Raw genomic sequence first — 15977 nt, 5'->3', positions numbered from 1 at the left:
CATTAATCCCCCGATACATACGAAAAAATAAGATGTTCGCGGTGGGCTGTATCTGCAGGCTCATATTTGCCGAACTCCAGCATGCCGCCTACTTTGCCGTCCCGGATATAGATGAAGCGATCGGCACGGCATGCCGCCTTGATGTCGTGGGTGACCATCACGATGGACTGGCCTTGGCGGTTAAGCTCCGTCAGCATATCGAGCACTGCGACGCCTTGCGCATAATTCAGGCTGCCTGTCGGCTCATCGGCGAATAGAAGATCCGGTTCATTAATGAGCGCGCGAGCGATAGCCGCCCGCTGCTGCTGGCCGCCGGATGTATGGGATGGAAGCCGGTGCTGCTGCTCTTCGATGCCCATGGCTTTCAATAAAGACAGCGCCCGGCTTTTGACGGCGGATTTCGATTTCCCTGCCACATAACCGGGCAGCGCCACATTATCGATGAACGATAGATCCGGCACCAGATTGATGCTCTGATAGATATAGCCGATATGCTCCGCTCTGAATTTGGCAAGCTCCTTTTCGTTATATTGGTCAATGCGCTTGCCCTTGAACGTGACTTCTCCCGTCGTTAGCCGGTCGAGGCCGCTGAGCAGATAAAGCAGCGTAGACTTGCCTGATCCGGAGTTGCCCATAATGACGGTGAAGTCTCCCTCGTAGATGTCGATATCCAAATTACGGATGGCATGATAATTTTCTTTGCCGGTCGTATATGTCTTGCACAGATGGGAAGCTTGTATGATGGCTTGCTTGGTCAACGGTTAACCCTCCTAGTTGGTGATAAAGTCAGTATAGAGAGCAAACGTGAATATCCCCTTATCAAATTATGAATAAATCCTTACAGAACCGGTATGGTGAAGGTGAATCGGGTGCCTTCTCCCCGAACGCTGCGGAAGGAAATCATGCCGTGATGAGCTTCCACAATGTGCTTGCAGATGGATAGCCCCAGTCCCGAACCATCGGTTGGAAGAGCGGATTCCGCTCCGTTCGAGCGGCCTTGATAGTAACGTTCAAAGACGAATGGCATATCCTCCGGTGAGATGCCCGCGCCTGTATCCGCGATTGTAACGGCGAGGTCATCCGCAGTTCGCTCAATTTCGATTCGAATGGTATCTTCGGGTTTCGTATGCTTCAGAGCATTCATGACCAGATTGCCGATGACCTGCTCCAGCCGCTGCGCGTCCGCGGAGATCAGCACATCCGGGATCGATCGGGGTTCATGGATGATTACGCCGGTTGACCGGGCGAAATGCGCAATCGGTTTTATCATATCTTCAAATAATGCCAGGCTGTATTGCTCCCGCAGGTGGACGGATATCTGACCCAGATCCTGGAGCGCATGCAGGAGCAGATCTTCCGTTAGCCGAGACATCTTGTCCGTGTTTGTCTTCATCACGTCGACATAGGCCATGACTGATTCCATGTCGGGGCATACGCCTTCGCGAATGGCTTCGATATAAGCTTTTACGGTGGTCAGAGGCGTTTTCAGATCATGCGAAATATTCGTAATCAGCTCTTTGCGCGCCTGATCCTGCTCCATTCTTCTAGTGTCCAAATGTTTGATTTCCGCTCTCATTTGGTCAAAAACAGCGTAAAGCTCTCCGATCTCGTCCTGTTTATCATGCTTCGCTATCTCACCGTAATCGCCTTTAAGAATTTGCTCCGAATGATCTTTAAGCTTCAGAAGCGGATGCATCATGCGATTGCGCATTTTCCAGGCCATAAGAAGGAGCAGCCCTGCCAATAAGATAGCCAGGACAGCAGGGAGGAGATAGGGGGTGCTGGCGAACCAGACTGGAGATGGAAGGCCGGAGGATAAGGAGAGCCGGGACATGGAGAAGATCGCGTTCCCGATTTGGGTATCCTCCCGTTCATCTATAATGGGATACGCGATGTTGTAGCGCCCGAAATCATCATCGTTTGCGAGTCGATCATACGTTAGCAGCAGTCGCGGGTTGTAAGCCGTATTTGCCGCACCTGTGGAGTCGAATAAGACGCTTCCGTCCAATGCGAGCACAAGCACGTCGATTTCACCGTTGCGGCTAAGCATCGCAAGCTCTTTGTCATGAGTTCCTGTCCGGATTTCATACATATTCCGCTCCAGATATAGCAGCAATTCATTAACTTTCACTCTGGCGGTTTGAGCAAGCGCATCCTGTTCTCTTTGGGAGGCTGGCTGCCCGGTCTGTAGCAAATAAATAGCGCTGCCTGCCAGGGCTGCTAAGCACAAGAGTGTAGCGGCCAGCCATCTTGCAATCCACGGATTCATTCTCAAGCAGCTCCTCTATTCCGAATCGAAATCCTCGCTGAATTTATACCCTACGCCCCATACGGTCTTCAGCATTTTAGGTGAAGACGGGTCCTTTTCGAGCTTTTCTCTTAATCTGCGTATGTACACCGTAACCGTGTTTTCGTCACCGTAGACACCGTACCCCCACACGGCATCCAGCAGCTGGTTTTTGGAAAAAACCTGATTGCGATGTTTGATGAGGTGGTAGAGCAGCTCAAATTCCTTGGCAGAAAGGGATACTTCCTGCTCATGCAGCGTCACACGGTAAGACTTGCGGTCAATCGTAATCGGACCTGCTTGAAGGGCGCTTCCGGCCGGCTGTTTTGGCATTACTACGCTGTCGTATCTCCGGAAGTGCGCCTGAATCCGTGCAACCAGCTCGCTTAGCGAGAAGGGCTTCGTCATATAGTCATCCGCGCCGAAGCCGAGTCCAAGCACCTTGTCCGTGTTGCTGTCGCGCGCGCTTAAGATCAGGATGGGTACCTGGCTGCTCTCGCGAATGCGGCGGCACAGCTCAATGCCGTCGATATCAGGCAGCATGATGTCGAGAATGACGTAATCGTAAGCGGAGGCGGCCAGCATGCGCATGCCTTCTACGCCGTTGTCTGCGGTATCAGCGGCAAAGCCTTGTTTCACCAGATAATCTCTCAGCACACGTGAGATATCTTGTTCATCTTCGATAATAAGAATGGATCGGTTCGTATTCATGGGCAATAACCCCCATATTCTTCATGTAATTTCTAATCGAGTATATATCGATCCCTACAGATCGACAAGCAAAAGGAAAGCTTGATTGAGTAGAGAGGGCAGAAATGATGAGTGTTGCGAGGAAGCGCTAATCGAACGAACTAGTTAGAAACGATGGGATAGTGTTGAGAGGAAACGTTAATCGCAAATGTGCTATCGATGAGCTGGCGAAAAAAATCCTCTTTACAATACTAATGTCTTAGTGTACTATTCAGATATAACACTAATACGCTAATACAAAGAGAACAAAAATAGGAGTGGAGAAAACACATGAACACGGGGAAAAACGGGCAAGGACAGCAAACTTCCGTTCTTCAGTTGAACGGTGTGACGAAGCGGATCGGCAGCAAAACATTGGTTAGCGGCTTGTCGTTCCAGATTGCCAAGGGCGAGATTGTCGGGCTGCTTGGGCCTAACGGAGCAGGCAAGACAACCACGATCCGCATGATTGTAGGATTGATCGGCATGACGGAAGGCGATGTGCATATCGGAGGACATAGCGTCCGCACCGACTTTGAACGGGCCATCCGGCATGTTGGCGGCATTATAGAAAATCCGGAGTTTTATCCGTACATGACCGGCATGGATAACTTGAAGCAGTACGCCAGAATGTCGGAAGGCGTGACGGAAGCCCGCATTCAGGAGGTTACGAAGCTGGTCGGCTTGCAAAATGCTTTGGACAAAAAGGTTAAAGCCTATTCGCTAGGCATGAGACAGCGGCTCGGCATTGCGCAGGCGCTTTTGCATCGTCCGTCCGTGCTTATCCTCGATGAGCCGACAAACGGACTTGATCCGGCGGGTATTCGCGAGATGCGCGAATATATGAAGAGCATTGCGGAGAAGGAAGGAATTGCGATACTGGTATCCAGCCATTTGCTCTCCGAGATGGAGCTGATGTGCAGCAGGGTCGTTGTCATCCAAGAGGGCAAGCTGATCACGGTCAGATCAATTGGTGGAGAGCAGGAACAAGACAGCAATTCCGTCAGACTTGCGCTGCAGGTGTCCAATACGGAGCAGGCGAGAGGTATCCTGAACGGAATTAAAATCGATAGTCTGCAAGCGATTGAAGAGGCGGGAGTGGACCGCATCACACTTTCGATTCGTCATGAGGATATTCCTGGGATTGTTGCCGCGCTGGCTGGCGGCGGCGTCGGGCTCTACCGGATTGAAGAGATGAAATCAACGCTTGAAGATGAATTTATGAAATGGACGGAGGGGAACCGCATTGCGTAACTTTGGAGCTTTGCTTACGAACGAATGGATCAAATTATATAAGAAGAAATCGTTTTATGTGTACTTTGGCATTATGGCGCTCTTTATGGGGATAAGCGGGTATTTCATTCACCGCTACCCGATGGGCGGAATCGATAGTGCATTTGACTTTGCAGCCTTGTTCGGTTCGATGATGGGTGCTGGACAAATCTTGCCGCTGATTGCTATCATTGCAATTGCCAACGTTGTACCTTCGGAGTTCCGGATGGGTACGATCAAGCTGCTGCTCATCCGTGCGCAGAGCCGTTCGAAGATATTGGCATCCAAGTATGCCGTCACGCTGTTGTTCTCCATCGTGCTAATCGCCGCTACGCTGGTGATGGCGTTTATTACGGGCTTTATTGTGTTTGGCTTTGGCGGAGGAGATGCCAAGACCTGGTCCCTTATTGGAGAAAATACGCTATACTTGGCGGTATATACCATTGCCTTTGTTACACTGACCTTCATGGTGGGCGTCTTGACCAAATCGAGCGGCGCTACAGTTGGTATCTCCATGTTCTGCGTTATGGCGGGCGGAATATTGTCGATGTTGCTTAACCGCTACGCCTTTATCAAGTATACGCTGTTCCCGAACGTGGATCTGTCCGTTTATCAGAATGGCGGTACTATGCCTCAAGGAATGACGCTTACGTTCTCGGCGTCGGTTATCGCCGTCTATCTCATTGTATTCTTGGTTGCAAGTTTCTTCATCTTCAGAAAACGCGATGTGTCCTAGTACCATGAGTCAGGGCATCGTAAAAGGAGCATGGCCCATTGTGACTATCGAGTTCGATAATAATGCCCCCATCTACATTCAGATCATGAATTATATCAAGAAGCAGATCGTCATCGGCAAGATGGGTCCCGGCGACAAGATTGAATCTGTGCGGGACTTGGCCGCCGAATTGCAGATCAACCCTAATACGATCCAGCGCACCTTTCAGGAGCTTGAGCGGGAAGGTATCGTAGAAACGAAGCGCGGCCTGGGCCGCTACGTAACGGATGAGGAGTCGACAATCATGCAAATGAAAAAAGAGATGGCATCAGAGCTGCTGGGCCGTTTCGTCAGCGGAATGAAAGAACTGGGCTTCGCGGAGAACGATATCGTAGCACTCGTCGAGGGCGCCGTACAGCCGGATAAAGACAAGGAGGAAGCGTAGAATGGAGCCCATATTGGAGATGAAATCCATTGGCAAACGATTCGGCTCCAAGTCGGCGCTTGAAGGGATCTCGTTCAAAGCCGAAGCCGGCCGCATTATTGGCCTGCTTGGCAGCAACGGCAGCGGCAAAACAACGATTATGAAAATCGCTTCCGGCATCATTCATCCCACTTCCGGCGAGGCGCGGATATGCGGGGAACCCATTGGGCTGCAGTCCAAAGCGATGACATCGTTCATGCCGGATAAGCCGCTGACTGAGCCGTGGATGCGCGTCCGCGACGCCATCTCTTTCTATCGTGATTTTTACGCCGACTTTGATATGGCCAAGGCGAAGGAAATGATATCGTTCATGGGACTTGCGGATCGCGAGAAGATCACGTCGCTGTCGAAAGGGATGAACGAGCGCCTTCAGCTTACGCTGGCGCTCTCCCGCAACGCCAAGCTGTATCTGCTAGACGAGCCGATCGGAGGCGTAGATCCCGTCGCCCGGGAGAAGATATTGGACGCGATAGTCCAATACTATAGCGAGAACAGCTGCCTGATTATCTCGACTCATCTAGTAACGGATATAGAGAGAATTTTTGATGAGGTGATATTCATTAAGAACGGACAGCTTGCCTTGCATGAAGAAGTGGATCAAATACGGATGACGCATGGCAAGAGCGTCGTTGACTTATTCAAAGAGGTGTATGCTTAATGCTTAAGCTGCTGAAATACGATTGGAAGCGGAATGCGACGATGACGCTGGCGGGACTTGTTATTCTTCTCGTCGCGCAAATCGTCAATATAGTTGTAGGCTGGAGGAACGGATGGAATGAGCAATTCGTTATTGTCATCGCGTGCATGCTCTTTTTCTTTAGCGCGTTACTCGTTTTTTTGATGGCTTGCCAGACGTTCATGGCCAATATCAAAGCTTACAGCAGACGGTTGCTGCCGCTTCCGACGATTTATACGATCGCATCGCCTCTTGTGTTGATGTTTGGATTAACCATTGTATTGTTCTTGCTGCTTGCAGCATTTGATGCCGTTTTTTCCTCGCTGTACGACAAGACATCGTTTTTGCGGCTGCTCATTGAACAACTGACAGCTGGTGAAATCGCAATCTCCATCGTATTAGCTATATGGGGTTCTGTTTTTACGACGATGGTCATCTTCTTCTGCATGGCCTTCTCGCGAATTGTGGAGGGCAAGGGCGGGACATTCCTCGGGATCATTGTATGTATTCTTATCTTTACGATCATCCCATGGGTGGAGGATATTCTATTCTCGACGAGCGAAGTATACGGCTTTATCCGTCTCAGTCCAATTGAGTCCGGCAACGGGAGCATGACGTTGACCTTCGGTTCCTTTAACTCCATTGAGTGGTTGACGCTTGCATTTGAGGCTGGCGTATTGTTTTGCCTGGTTTATGGTACTATCTACCTGATTGAGCGTAGGATCAAACTATAGTCTTGCAACAGCATAGCATTGTCCACTCCCTTGGGCTATAATCAAGCTGAAAATAATTGATTTCATCGCAAGGGAGAGGGACAGCTTGAACGAAACAATCATAATGAGCGGAACGGAACATGACCGTTATTACGCGTTTACCTTTGATGACGGACCTGGCCGTCTTCCGATCAGCATATGGCTGGATGCCCTAGAGGCAGAGGGAGCAGTCGGGACGTTTTTCTTTACAGGCGAGTGGATGGATCGTTACCCCGAGAGGGCAAAAGAAATCATCCGGCGCGGGCATGCGCTGGCACCGCACTCCTATCATCATCGCCGTATGGCGCAAATCCCTAAGCATGTTTTCATGGAGGAATTGAAAGCGGTTGAACTGGCTTATCAGGAAGCGACAGGCTTGCCTTGTCCCGCTTACATGCGGTTCCCTTATGCAAGTTATGACGATGAACGTCTGCAATGGCTGGACGAAGCGGGATATGTCGATATCGAAGGCGTAGAATCGTTTGACTGGTCGGGGATTTCTGCCGAAGCGATCGCGAAGGTGATCATTCCCGAATTGAAGAACGGCACGATTGTTGTTATGCACAGCAACGATATCGCGATTGGATCGCCGGGTTCACTTAAGCTGATCAGCGATGTCGCGAAGCAGCAAGAGCTGAGGGCTGTTAGCATGCCGACCATGATGGAATCGCTGGGCGTCAAGCCTTCTTATAGAAGCTGGAAGATCATGGTGGACGTGCCTGAGACGCTCGAATATCCGCCGCAAGACTGGTATTCGGTTGACGTTGTGCTGCCAGAGCTGACCGCGCAGGTGGCATCATGGGGCGTGGAGCGCCATGTGAACAGCGCATCTACGATCGAAGAGTGGCAAGAGCAGCTGGAGCAGCCGCTTCCGTCACGCGGAGCGCGGGAATGGTTTGGCGCTCGTGAATTTGAAGGGTCTTACTGGGGTTATGCCCGTGCGTATGAAAGCGGAGATACGCTCATTATTCACGAGCATGGCGCCAAGGAAGCGCAAGCGGATACGCTTGTCTATATGATGAGATGGGCCATAGAACAAGCCCAGGCAGCGGGGCTGAAGCGAATCGAGGTTCGCCATGATATCCGCAGATTGCTCCAAATGTGCACGCAGTTGGATTGGAAGGCCGAGCTGGTCTCCGAGAGATTGGGCGATTTGTAAAAAACAAGCTCCGCAACTGTCATGGCCCGCATAGGATAAAGATAAGGACCGATGCGAACCTGGGAGGAGCGGGGGTATGAACAGACGGACGATCCGGATTATTTCACTCGTCTTGTATGTGATATTCGTCTTGGTAATGACAGTAAGCATCATTGTGAATTGGGAAAGTTGATCGTTAGCGCTAATAAGCCGCATTTCATTCGACCGTGAGGCCGGATGGATGCGGCTTATTTTAATGCGGCTGTGGCAGTTGAGTGCCCTTCAGCTTGCGATAATCCTTGGGCGCGAGGCCGCGGCTCTCGCGGAATACACGCGAGAACGTTTTGTAAGACCCGTAGCCGACTTCCATCGCAATCTCGGTTACGCTCATGTCCGTCGATGCGAGCAAGCCGCACGCATGCCGGATGCGAAGATCGCGCAGAAAATGGACGAACGTTTGCCCCGTTGTCTCCTTGATCAGCTCGCTGATGCGGGACATGCTCATGGAGAATTGCTTTGCCAGGTCGGACAAGGCAAGGTCGTCTTGGTAATGTTTGTGAATATAATGGATGATCGGCCATAGGGAGGCTCCCTTTCTGGAAGAGGAGGTCTCTGTTATGTCAGGCTGGGAACGGGTGCGCGCCCGGTCGAACAGCACGAGTATTTCCTTCAGACGCAACTGAATCATGGTTTGCCTCCAGGGCTGATGGCCTTGATATTCGCGGTACATATCTTCAATAAGGCCCTTCATGCGCTCGTTCTCCGCGCCGCTAAGCTGAACGTAGGGAATATCGCCTCCCAGATCGATCAGCGTGTGCAGGCCCTCGCCTGTTCCAGGTTCCATCAGAAGCTCCATGCTGAAGTTGCAATTGTACAGCTGCAGCTGGCTGCCCTCCGTCGTAAAGATTTCATGGACCTGATAAGGAAGCACAAAGGTGAAGGTGCCGGGAGACATCGGATGCTTCTTCTCGTTAATCGCTTCTGAGCCCGTGCCGTCCATGACATAAGAGAATTCCAGAAAGTCGTGACGATGAGGCCGGAAGCCTCTGGGCAGCGTGTTCAAGCTAATATGGAGGGGGCTTGACGTATTCATGTTGGGATAAGTTTTGAAATAATCGGGAAAGTACGTCATAGAATCGTCGAGCCTCCGAAAAAATGAGATATATTTCGAAAAAACAAGCACGCTTTTATGCTCTATTTATTTTAACATAAAGATCGTAAGCGATTATAAAAATAGTTCATACCACATTCATTCGGGAGGCTACTTAGAATGGGAATCCATACAATCAGAATCGGCATTATCGGAGCAGGGAATATCGGCGGCGTTCACGCCCAGGAGTTCTCCAAGCTGGCGGATCAATGCGAAATTACGGCTATTACGGATGCGTACTTGCCGCTTGCGGAAGCGAAAGCAGCCCAGTACGGTATTGGCGCAGTGGTTGCCACGCCTGAGGAATTGATTGCTCGTGACGATGTAGATGCCGTTATTATCGGAGTGCCGAACCAGCATCATGCTCCACTGGCTATTGCCGCGCTGAAAGCGGGCAAGCATGTGCTGCTGGAGAAGCCGATGGGTATAAATAGCGAAGCGGCTCGTCAAATTCTGAAAGCGAGCAGAGAGTCGGATCGGATCGTGATGGTCGGCCATCAGATGAGATGGGAAGCAGTACCCATGGCGATCAAGGAGCAGGTCGATCGCGGCGAGCTTGGCAAAATTTATACGGCCAAAACAGGCTGGTTCCGCCGGAAGGGCATTCCGGGTTGGGGCACATGGTTTACACGCATGGATCAATCCGGCGGCGGCCCGCTGATCGATATCGGCGTTCATATGCTCGACCTGGCTCTGTATTTGATGGGCAATCCGAAGCCGGTATCGGTATACGGCGCAACCTATGCGGAATTCGGTCCGAGCCGCAAAGGCATCGGCAACTGGGGAACACCGGACTGGAATGGCGTCTATGACGTAGAGGATCTGGCGACTGCCCTGATCAAGATGGAAGACGGCAGCACGCTGTCCCTGGAAGTGAGCTGGGCGGTCCATATGGATACGGACAACACGCCGTTCATCCACCTGATGGGCTCCGAAGGCGGCGCTAGCTACAAAGGCGGAACAGGCAAGCTGCTGACGGAGAAATTCGACCGTCCGCTGGAGACGCTTCTGTCCAAGCCGGAAAATGATGAAGGCGAGAGAGCGCGCCTGAGCAAGCACTTCCTGGCATGCATTCGCGAGGGCAAGCAGCCGATTACATCGGCGCTGACCGGATTTACGAACAATCTGATTCTGGATGCCATCTACGAATCGTCCCGTACGGGTCATGAGGTTATTCTGAACTGGGATCTAGACAAATAGAGAGCAGGATACAAGGGAGGACAGCATCATGCTTAGAGGACTGTCGAAAGCAGGATTAGGGACACTTGGGAGCCAGCGCGAGCTGATTGAGCTCGCAGGGAGTCATGGATTCCATTCAGTGGAACTTGACCCGCTTGCGCTGGTGGAGGAATGCGGAGAGGAAGCGGCGCAGCAGCTTTTGCGTGACAATGGCGTCGTGGTGGCTTCCTTCGGGTTGCCGGTGGAATGGCGTGCCGCGGAAGAGAAGTTTCTGGAGGATCTGGAGAAGCTGGCCGCGTATGCCGCAGCGGCTAAGAAGCTTGGCTGCGCAAGCTGCTGTACCTATATTCTTCCATCGACTGATGAGAAGGCCGCTCACTTCATGGCGGTCGCGACTCGCCGCTTGCGCGAATGCGCCGTGCTGCTGGCTGATTACGGCATCTCGCTCGGCTTGGAATTCGTAGGGCCGCATCATCTTCGCACGAGATGGGCCAATCCGTTCATCTGGACGATGGATGAGACGCTGGACTGGATTGACGCGATCGGAGAGCCGAATGTCGGACTGCTGCTTGATTCCTATCATTGGTATACTACCGGGCTTGGCGCAGCGGATATTGAGGCGCTGCTCCGTGCTCAGATCGTTCATGTTCATTTGAATGATGCGCCAGACGTGCCGGTCGAGGAAGCGCTGGACAACGGCCGCCTCTATCCGGGCGAAGGCGTGATCGATCTGCCATCCTTCCTGAGAGCGCTGGAGCATATCGGCTACGACGGGCATGTTGCGCAGGAGATTCTTTCCTCGGTACCGCCAGCTGGCACGCCAGAGGAACTGGCGAAGCGGTCGAAGGAAGGCTTTGATAAAGTGTTCGCGGCTGCCGGTCTTCATAGCTGATTTGAAATGATAAGCAATGGATTCGCATTTATAAACAAATAATGAACATGAAATGCCCCAAGATGGCCCACATCTTGGGGCATTTGCATTTCGAGCATAACAGTTGGCATAACAGACCCGCAAATAACAAATAATGAAACGGAAGGAAGCTTAGCGGTCCGATAGCTGGCGTAAGCAGACAGCTGTCCCATTGTCAGATTGGGAGTCCGGGAACCCGCGGGCGGTAAAGGAGGAAGCTCATTTGGCGCCGAAGAAACCAAACGCAGAACGATACAAGAAAATGGCGATGTCGCCAAAGGAATACCAAGCGTATGCGAAGGATAAGGAGCCGCCCAGATCAATACCGGGCAATTGCCTGAAGGCTTTTCTGATCGGCGGGTTCATATGCGTAATCGGCCAAGTGATTACAGAATTGTTCGTTCATTTGATGGACATGTCGCGGGAGGATGCCAGCAATCCCACTGTTGCCGTTTTGATCTTTATCTCGGTTGTCCTGACAAGCCTCGGGGTCTACGACAAGCTGGCCCAATTCGCAGGAGCAGGATCGGCTGTGCCGGTTACAGGCTTCGCCAATTCCATGTGCTCGGCCGCTCTGGAGCACCGCAGCGAAGGACTTGTGCTGGGTGTAGGCGGCAATATGTTCAAGCTTGCCGGTTCGGTTATCGTATTCGGCACCGTGGCCGCGTTTTTCGTCGGCATTGTTCATTTGATACTGGGCACCGGGGGGCAATAACATGCTTCGTGGCAAACAAACCTGGTGGTTTGACAATAAGCCGGTTATTATCGGTACCGCGACGGTCGTAGGCCCGGATGAGGGAGACGGCCCGCTGGCTGCGGACTTCGATCTGGTGCATCCGGAGCTGGATATGCAGCAGAAGAGCTGGGAGAAGGCGGAGCGATTGCTGCTTGAACAGGCTTCCGAGTTCGCGCTGCAGAATGCCAAGCTGGAGCGAAGCCAGCTCGACTTCTACATTGGCGGCGATCTGATGAATCAGATCATTAGCAACAGCTTTGCTGCAAGGTCGCTTGGCGCTCCTTATCTTGGTGTATTCGGGGCTTGCTCTACGTCTATGGAGTCGCTTGCGCTTGCCTCGCAGCTGGTGGATAGCGGAGCCGCAACACATGTTATGGCAGGCACCTGCAGTCACAATTGTACAGCGGAGAAGCAATTCCGGTATCCGACCGAATACGGCTCTCAGAAGCCTCCGACCGCGCAATATACGGTAACGGGCGCAGGTGCTGCCGTTGTAGCCGCGTCGGGCGATGGTCCTGTTATCGAATGCGCCACCATTGGCAAAGTTGTGGATTTGGGCATTACGGACCCGTTCAATATGGGGGCGGCGATGGCGCCTGCGGCGGTTGATACGATCCAGGCGCACTTCAATGATACAGGCCGCTCGCCCGGCGATTACGATCTAATCGTCACAGGTGACTTGGCTGGAGTGGGACATCCCATTGCCAAGGACTTGCTGAAGCAGAATGGCGTTCCGATGGACAATACGCTCTTCCAGGATTGCGGGCTGATGGTCTACGATGTCCAGAAGCAGAAGGTGCAAGCGGGAGGCAGCGGCTGCGGCTGTTCCGCCGTCGTCACTTACGGCCATCTGCTGAAGCGTATTCGGAAGGGAGAGCTGAAGCGAATCCTTGTCGTCGCGACAGGCGCGCTGCTGTCTCCCTTATCGTTCCAGCAAGGCGAGAGCATTCCCGGCATTGCCCATGCGGTAGCCATTGCTGCAGGAGAGGAGCTATAACGATGATCTTTCTATGGGCTTTCCTTGTCGGCGGCGCGATCTGCGTGCTCGGACAGCTGATGTTCGATGTGGTGAAGCTGACGCCGGCGCATACTATGGCTACCCTTGTCGTCATCGGGGCAATCGTTGATGGACTGGATCTCTACGAGCCGCTCATCAAATTTGCAGGTGCCGGCGCTACCGTTCCCATTACAAGCTTCGGTAACGCGCTTGTGCATGGCGCGCTTACGGAGCTTCACAAGTCCGGGTGGATCGGTGTCATCTCCGGCATATTCAAAGTGACGAGTGCGGGCATATCGGCAGCGATTATATTCTCGTTTCTTGCAGCTCTAATTATTCGGCCCAAGGGCTGATGAGGGGCTTGCTTACTCCCAAAAACATTCACAACCTGTTGAGCTTGCTCAACAGGTTGTTGTCGTTCCATAGTCCTAGCGGGATTTGCGGTGAATTGGAAAATTTGGCAACCTTTTCAGGAAGTTTTCGTCTATTGTTTGGAGGTGTTGTCATGCATGTCGTATTCAAAGGCAAGCTGATCCTGCTCGCGATTCTTGGGACTCTTGTCCTTGGTGCTTGCACCGGCGGTGAAGAGCAGGCAGTTCAGCCTACGAGCAGTCTGGTGCCGGTTGAGGAGCGGGCGCAGCCTGCACCTGAAGTAGAACCGACGGTATCCCTTAGCGAAATAAATCTGGTACTGTCGCCAACTAAGCAGCAGGATGGCAGCCTGCTTGTGAAGCTGAATGGAATGGGCGAAAGCTATTACTTTTATGAAAAGGCTTCTGTCGAGCTGCAAGGCCGCATCTTCCAATACTTGAATATCTTTTATGGCGATCACAACTTGACTGACGCACTTATTGCCATTGATCCGGCAGCAGGGACGGCAGACATTCAGTTCGTCCAGACCGTCTCGGGATCGAATCATCCGGGCCATATTTTTTTTAATAACAATTCCGGTATCATCGGCAAGCTCAGCGAGGATCGCGTGCTTCTTCTTGAACCCGAGGTTACGGATGAAGGTGTGAAGGTCCATCTTTCAGCTCTGCACTCGGATACTGGTCAGATGGAGCGGTTACAATCCGATATTTGGCCGGAGATGGAGCCTTATGACACGATCTATCAAAAGCGATGGGAAGAAGAGGAGAGTATGCTGTTTCTCCAAAGCTTCCAAGGAACAATCTGGCTGTTTGATCTGCAGAATGAAACGTACAAGCGATTGAATGAGCCGTTTAGAGTGATCCCTCATTCCACGACCGGGTATCCGTCACTTTTTGTATCGCCGGCCATGGATCGATTTGCCTTTGATGACGAAAGCGGAGCTTTAACTTTCTATGATATGAGCGGAAAGGCGCAGGGAGCTTATCAACTGCCGGATGACCGATATGTGCCAAGCGAAAAGGCGAAGTGGAATGAAGAGGGTACGATAGCCTGGGTCGAGTCGGCTGATGCGGCTGACAGATGGGTGAAGGATATTGATATCGATTTCTTAAGTATTGCCGCACAGCAGATTGATTTTTTGGACAAGAACGCCAAGCCGATAAGCAAGCTGCAAGCGCCCAGGGGCAGGAGCATCGAAGTAATAGGATGGCAAAACGATCGTACAGCAGTGATCAGGGAATATGAGTTTCAAGGGGGCGAAGAGATAAGAGAGACGAATGTCCTCTATTACTCGTATGAAGTGAAGACGGGCAAGAAGTCGGCTTCTTCGAGCGAAAGCCCGCTAAAACCCATTCTTCCTGCCAAGAGTCAATATGTGTATGAAATGCATACTCAATCGATTCAGTACCGCCAAGCGAAAGATGAGTAATCGTCAATCCACTCTCAATGGAGCTTGTGTTCGAGGTTTGCTAGGCATTAGGCAAATGGAACGGGCTCTTCAATTGGATGATCCTGTGGGATTCTCCAATATTTTTTGTAGCGCCGCAATTTGTGCTCCATCAATGCGTTACTGTAAAATGGTACTATTATCTCAGAACTATATTTCCGGGAGGTTATGACATGGATATCCGCACGGCTGACATGGAATTATGCACCTCGATTCTCCGAAACTTAGATACTTGTATCCTGGGAAAACATGAAGAAATTGAAAGATTGCTAATCGCGGTCATGGCCGGCGGTCATGTGCTGCTTGAGGACGTGCCGGGTACCGGCAAAACACAGCTTGTCAAAGCACTAGCAAAGTCAATAGGAGGCCAATTCAGACGGATACAGTGCAATCCCGATTTGCTTCCTACCGATATAACGGGCGTCTCGATCTATCATCCGAAGCAAGAGAGCTTTCTGTTCCGTCCCGGCCCTGTCATGACGAACATTTTGCTTGCGGACGAGATTAATAGAGCGACGACCAAGACACAATCCGCGCTGCTTGAAGCGATGGAGGAGGGCCATGTTACCGTGGACGGCGATACGTATGAGCTGCCCCGGCCTTTCATTCTGCTGGCAACGCAAAATCCGATTGAATTTGAAGGCACTTACACGCTGCCGGAGGCTCAGCTTGACCGGTTCATGATGAAGCTGTCGCTTGGTTATCCAAGCGCCGAAGACGAGCGTCGCATGATTACATCAGGCTCCGGGGACCATCCGTCCGACCGGGTGCAGCCTGTGCTGGATATTGCCGATATGATCAGCATTCAGCGGCAAGTAACCGGGGTTCATGTTGATGATGCAGTCGGCAACTATATTATTGAGCTTGTAAGGGGGACCCGCGAGCACTCCAGCATCTTGCTGGGCGCGAGTCCAAGGGCAGCGATTGCCTTGACCAAAGCGGCGAAAGCGCATGCTTTCCTTCGCCAGCGCGAGTATGTGACGCCAGATGACGTGAAGGCGCTCGCATCCTATGTACTCTCCCACCGATTATTGCTGCGGACTGAAGCGCGCATGAACGGGCTGCGCGGGGAGGATATCGTCAGCCAGCTCGTCCAATCGACGAAAGTGCCAGTCCGGCTAGAGCGTTAATAC

General features: G+C 52.0%; 17 protein-coding genes. 13 read left to right on the top strand and 4 right to left on the bottom strand.

The genetic code is table 11. The features are described 5' to 3' along the window. Positions 1-2: 2 nt before the first annotated feature. From ACFVSO_RS08640 to ACFVSO_RS08630, 3 genes are all read right to left on the bottom strand, one after another. The gene (locus ACFVSO_RS08640) at positions 3-758 is read right to left on the bottom strand and encodes an ABC transporter ATP-binding protein (RefSeq protein ID WP_387472217.1); all 756 of its coding nucleotides are present in this window, start codon (positions 756-758) and stop codon (positions 3-5) included. Positions 759-838: 80 nt separating this feature from the next. Next, complete coding sequence (locus ACFVSO_RS08635; protein WP_387472215.1) at positions 839-2269, bottom strand: sensor histidine kinase; 1431 nt, start codon at positions 2267-2269, stop codon at positions 839-841. A gap of 15 nt (positions 2270-2284) precedes the next feature. After that, positions 2285-2998, bottom strand: a complete 714-nt coding sequence (locus ACFVSO_RS08630; protein WP_387472213.1) for a response regulator transcription factor — start codon at positions 2996-2998, stop codon at positions 2285-2287. 309 nt (positions 2999-3307) lie between these two features. Between ACFVSO_RS08630 and ACFVSO_RS08625 the strand changes: the two genes are divergently transcribed. The 6 genes from ACFVSO_RS08625 (at position 3308) to ACFVSO_RS08600 (ending at position 8074) form a co-directional block, all read left to right on the top strand. Further along, positions 3308-4270 (top strand): ABC transporter ATP-binding protein, encoded by a 963-nt coding sequence (locus tag ACFVSO_RS08625; protein WP_387472211.1) that lies wholly within the window; start codon positions 3308-3310, stop codon positions 4268-4270. Further along, complete coding sequence (locus tag ACFVSO_RS08620) at positions 4263-5024, top strand: ABC transporter permease (protein WP_387472209.1); 762 nt, start codon at positions 4263-4265, stop codon at positions 5022-5024. Before ACFVSO_RS08625 ends, ACFVSO_RS08620 begins: the two co-directional genes overlap by 8 nt. A gap of 40 nt (positions 5025-5064) precedes the next feature. Further along, positions 5065-5448, top strand: a complete 384-nt coding sequence (locus ACFVSO_RS08615; RefSeq protein ID WP_387472207.1) for a GntR family transcriptional regulator — start codon at positions 5065-5067, stop codon at positions 5446-5448. 1 nt (position 5449) lies between these two features. After that, positions 5450-6145 (top strand): ABC transporter ATP-binding protein, encoded by a 696-nt coding sequence (locus tag ACFVSO_RS08610; RefSeq protein ID WP_387472205.1) that lies wholly within the window; start codon positions 5450-5452, stop codon positions 6143-6145. Further along, entirely contained in the window at positions 6145-6897 is a 753-nt protein-coding gene (locus ACFVSO_RS08605; protein WP_387472203.1) for a hypothetical protein, read from the top strand. The genes ACFVSO_RS08610 and ACFVSO_RS08605 overlap by 1 nt, the downstream gene beginning before the upstream one ends. Before the next feature lie 85 nt (positions 6898-6982). Beyond that, on the top strand, positions 6983-8074 hold the full coding sequence (locus ACFVSO_RS08600) for a polysaccharide deacetylase family protein (RefSeq protein WP_387472200.1): 1092 nt from the start codon (positions 6983-6985) through the stop codon (positions 8072-8074). Positions 8075-8306: 232 nt separating this feature from the next. Here ACFVSO_RS08600 and ACFVSO_RS08595 read toward each other — a convergent pair whose 3' ends face one another. Next, positions 8307-9185 (bottom strand): helix-turn-helix domain-containing protein, encoded by an 879-nt coding sequence (locus ACFVSO_RS08595; protein WP_387472197.1) that lies wholly within the window; start codon positions 9183-9185, stop codon positions 8307-8309. A 138-nt stretch (positions 9186-9323) separates the two neighbouring features. Here ACFVSO_RS08595 and ACFVSO_RS08590 point away from each other — a divergent pair, with 138 nt between their 5' ends. From ACFVSO_RS08590 to ACFVSO_RS08560, 7 genes are all read left to right on the top strand, one after another. Next, positions 9324-10403 carry a Gfo/Idh/MocA family protein gene (locus ACFVSO_RS08590; protein ID WP_387472195.1) on the top strand — a complete coding sequence of 360 codons (1080 nt, stop codon included), beginning with the start codon at positions 9324-9326 and terminating at the stop codon, positions 10401-10403. 28 nt (positions 10404-10431) lie between these two features. Then, on the top strand, positions 10432-11274 hold the full coding sequence (locus ACFVSO_RS08585) for a sugar phosphate isomerase/epimerase family protein (RefSeq protein ID WP_387472193.1): 843 nt from the start codon (positions 10432-10434) through the stop codon (positions 11272-11274). A 280-nt stretch (positions 11275-11554) separates the two neighbouring features. Further along, positions 11555-12007 (top strand): stage V sporulation protein AC, encoded by a 453-nt coding sequence (gene spoVAC, locus ACFVSO_RS08580; protein ID WP_387472864.1) that lies wholly within the window; start codon positions 11555-11557, stop codon positions 12005-12007. A gap of 1 nt (position 12008) precedes the next feature. Then, positions 12009-13025 carry a stage V sporulation protein AD gene (gene spoVAD / locus ACFVSO_RS08575; RefSeq protein WP_387472191.1) on the top strand — a complete coding sequence of 339 codons (1017 nt, stop codon included), beginning with the start codon at positions 12009-12011 and terminating at the stop codon, positions 13023-13025. Positions 13026-13027: 2 nt separating this feature from the next. After that, positions 13028-13378: a stage V sporulation protein AE gene (spoVAE, locus tag ACFVSO_RS08570; RefSeq protein ID WP_119798397.1), complete on the top strand. Its 351-nt coding sequence runs from the start codon at positions 13028-13030 to the stop codon at positions 13376-13378. A gap of 152 nt (positions 13379-13530) precedes the next feature. Beyond that, positions 13531-14826 carry a hypothetical protein gene (locus ACFVSO_RS08565; protein WP_387472189.1) on the top strand — a complete coding sequence of 432 codons (1296 nt, stop codon included), beginning with the start codon at positions 13531-13533 and terminating at the stop codon, positions 14824-14826. Positions 14827-15017: 191 nt separating this feature from the next. After that, complete coding sequence (locus tag ACFVSO_RS08560; protein ID WP_387472187.1) at positions 15018-15974, top strand: AAA family ATPase; 957 nt, start codon at positions 15018-15020, stop codon at positions 15972-15974. The last annotated feature ends 3 nt before the right edge of the window (positions 15975-15977 follow it).

It is taken from the genome of Paenibacillus sp. NPDC057967, from assembly GCF_042887015.1.
Taxonomy (GTDB): domain Bacteria; phylum Bacillota; class Bacilli; order Paenibacillales; family Paenibacillaceae; genus Pristimantibacillus.
Note: the sequence above shows the minus strand (reverse complement) of the source record. Positions and strands in the feature narration are given on the sequence as shown.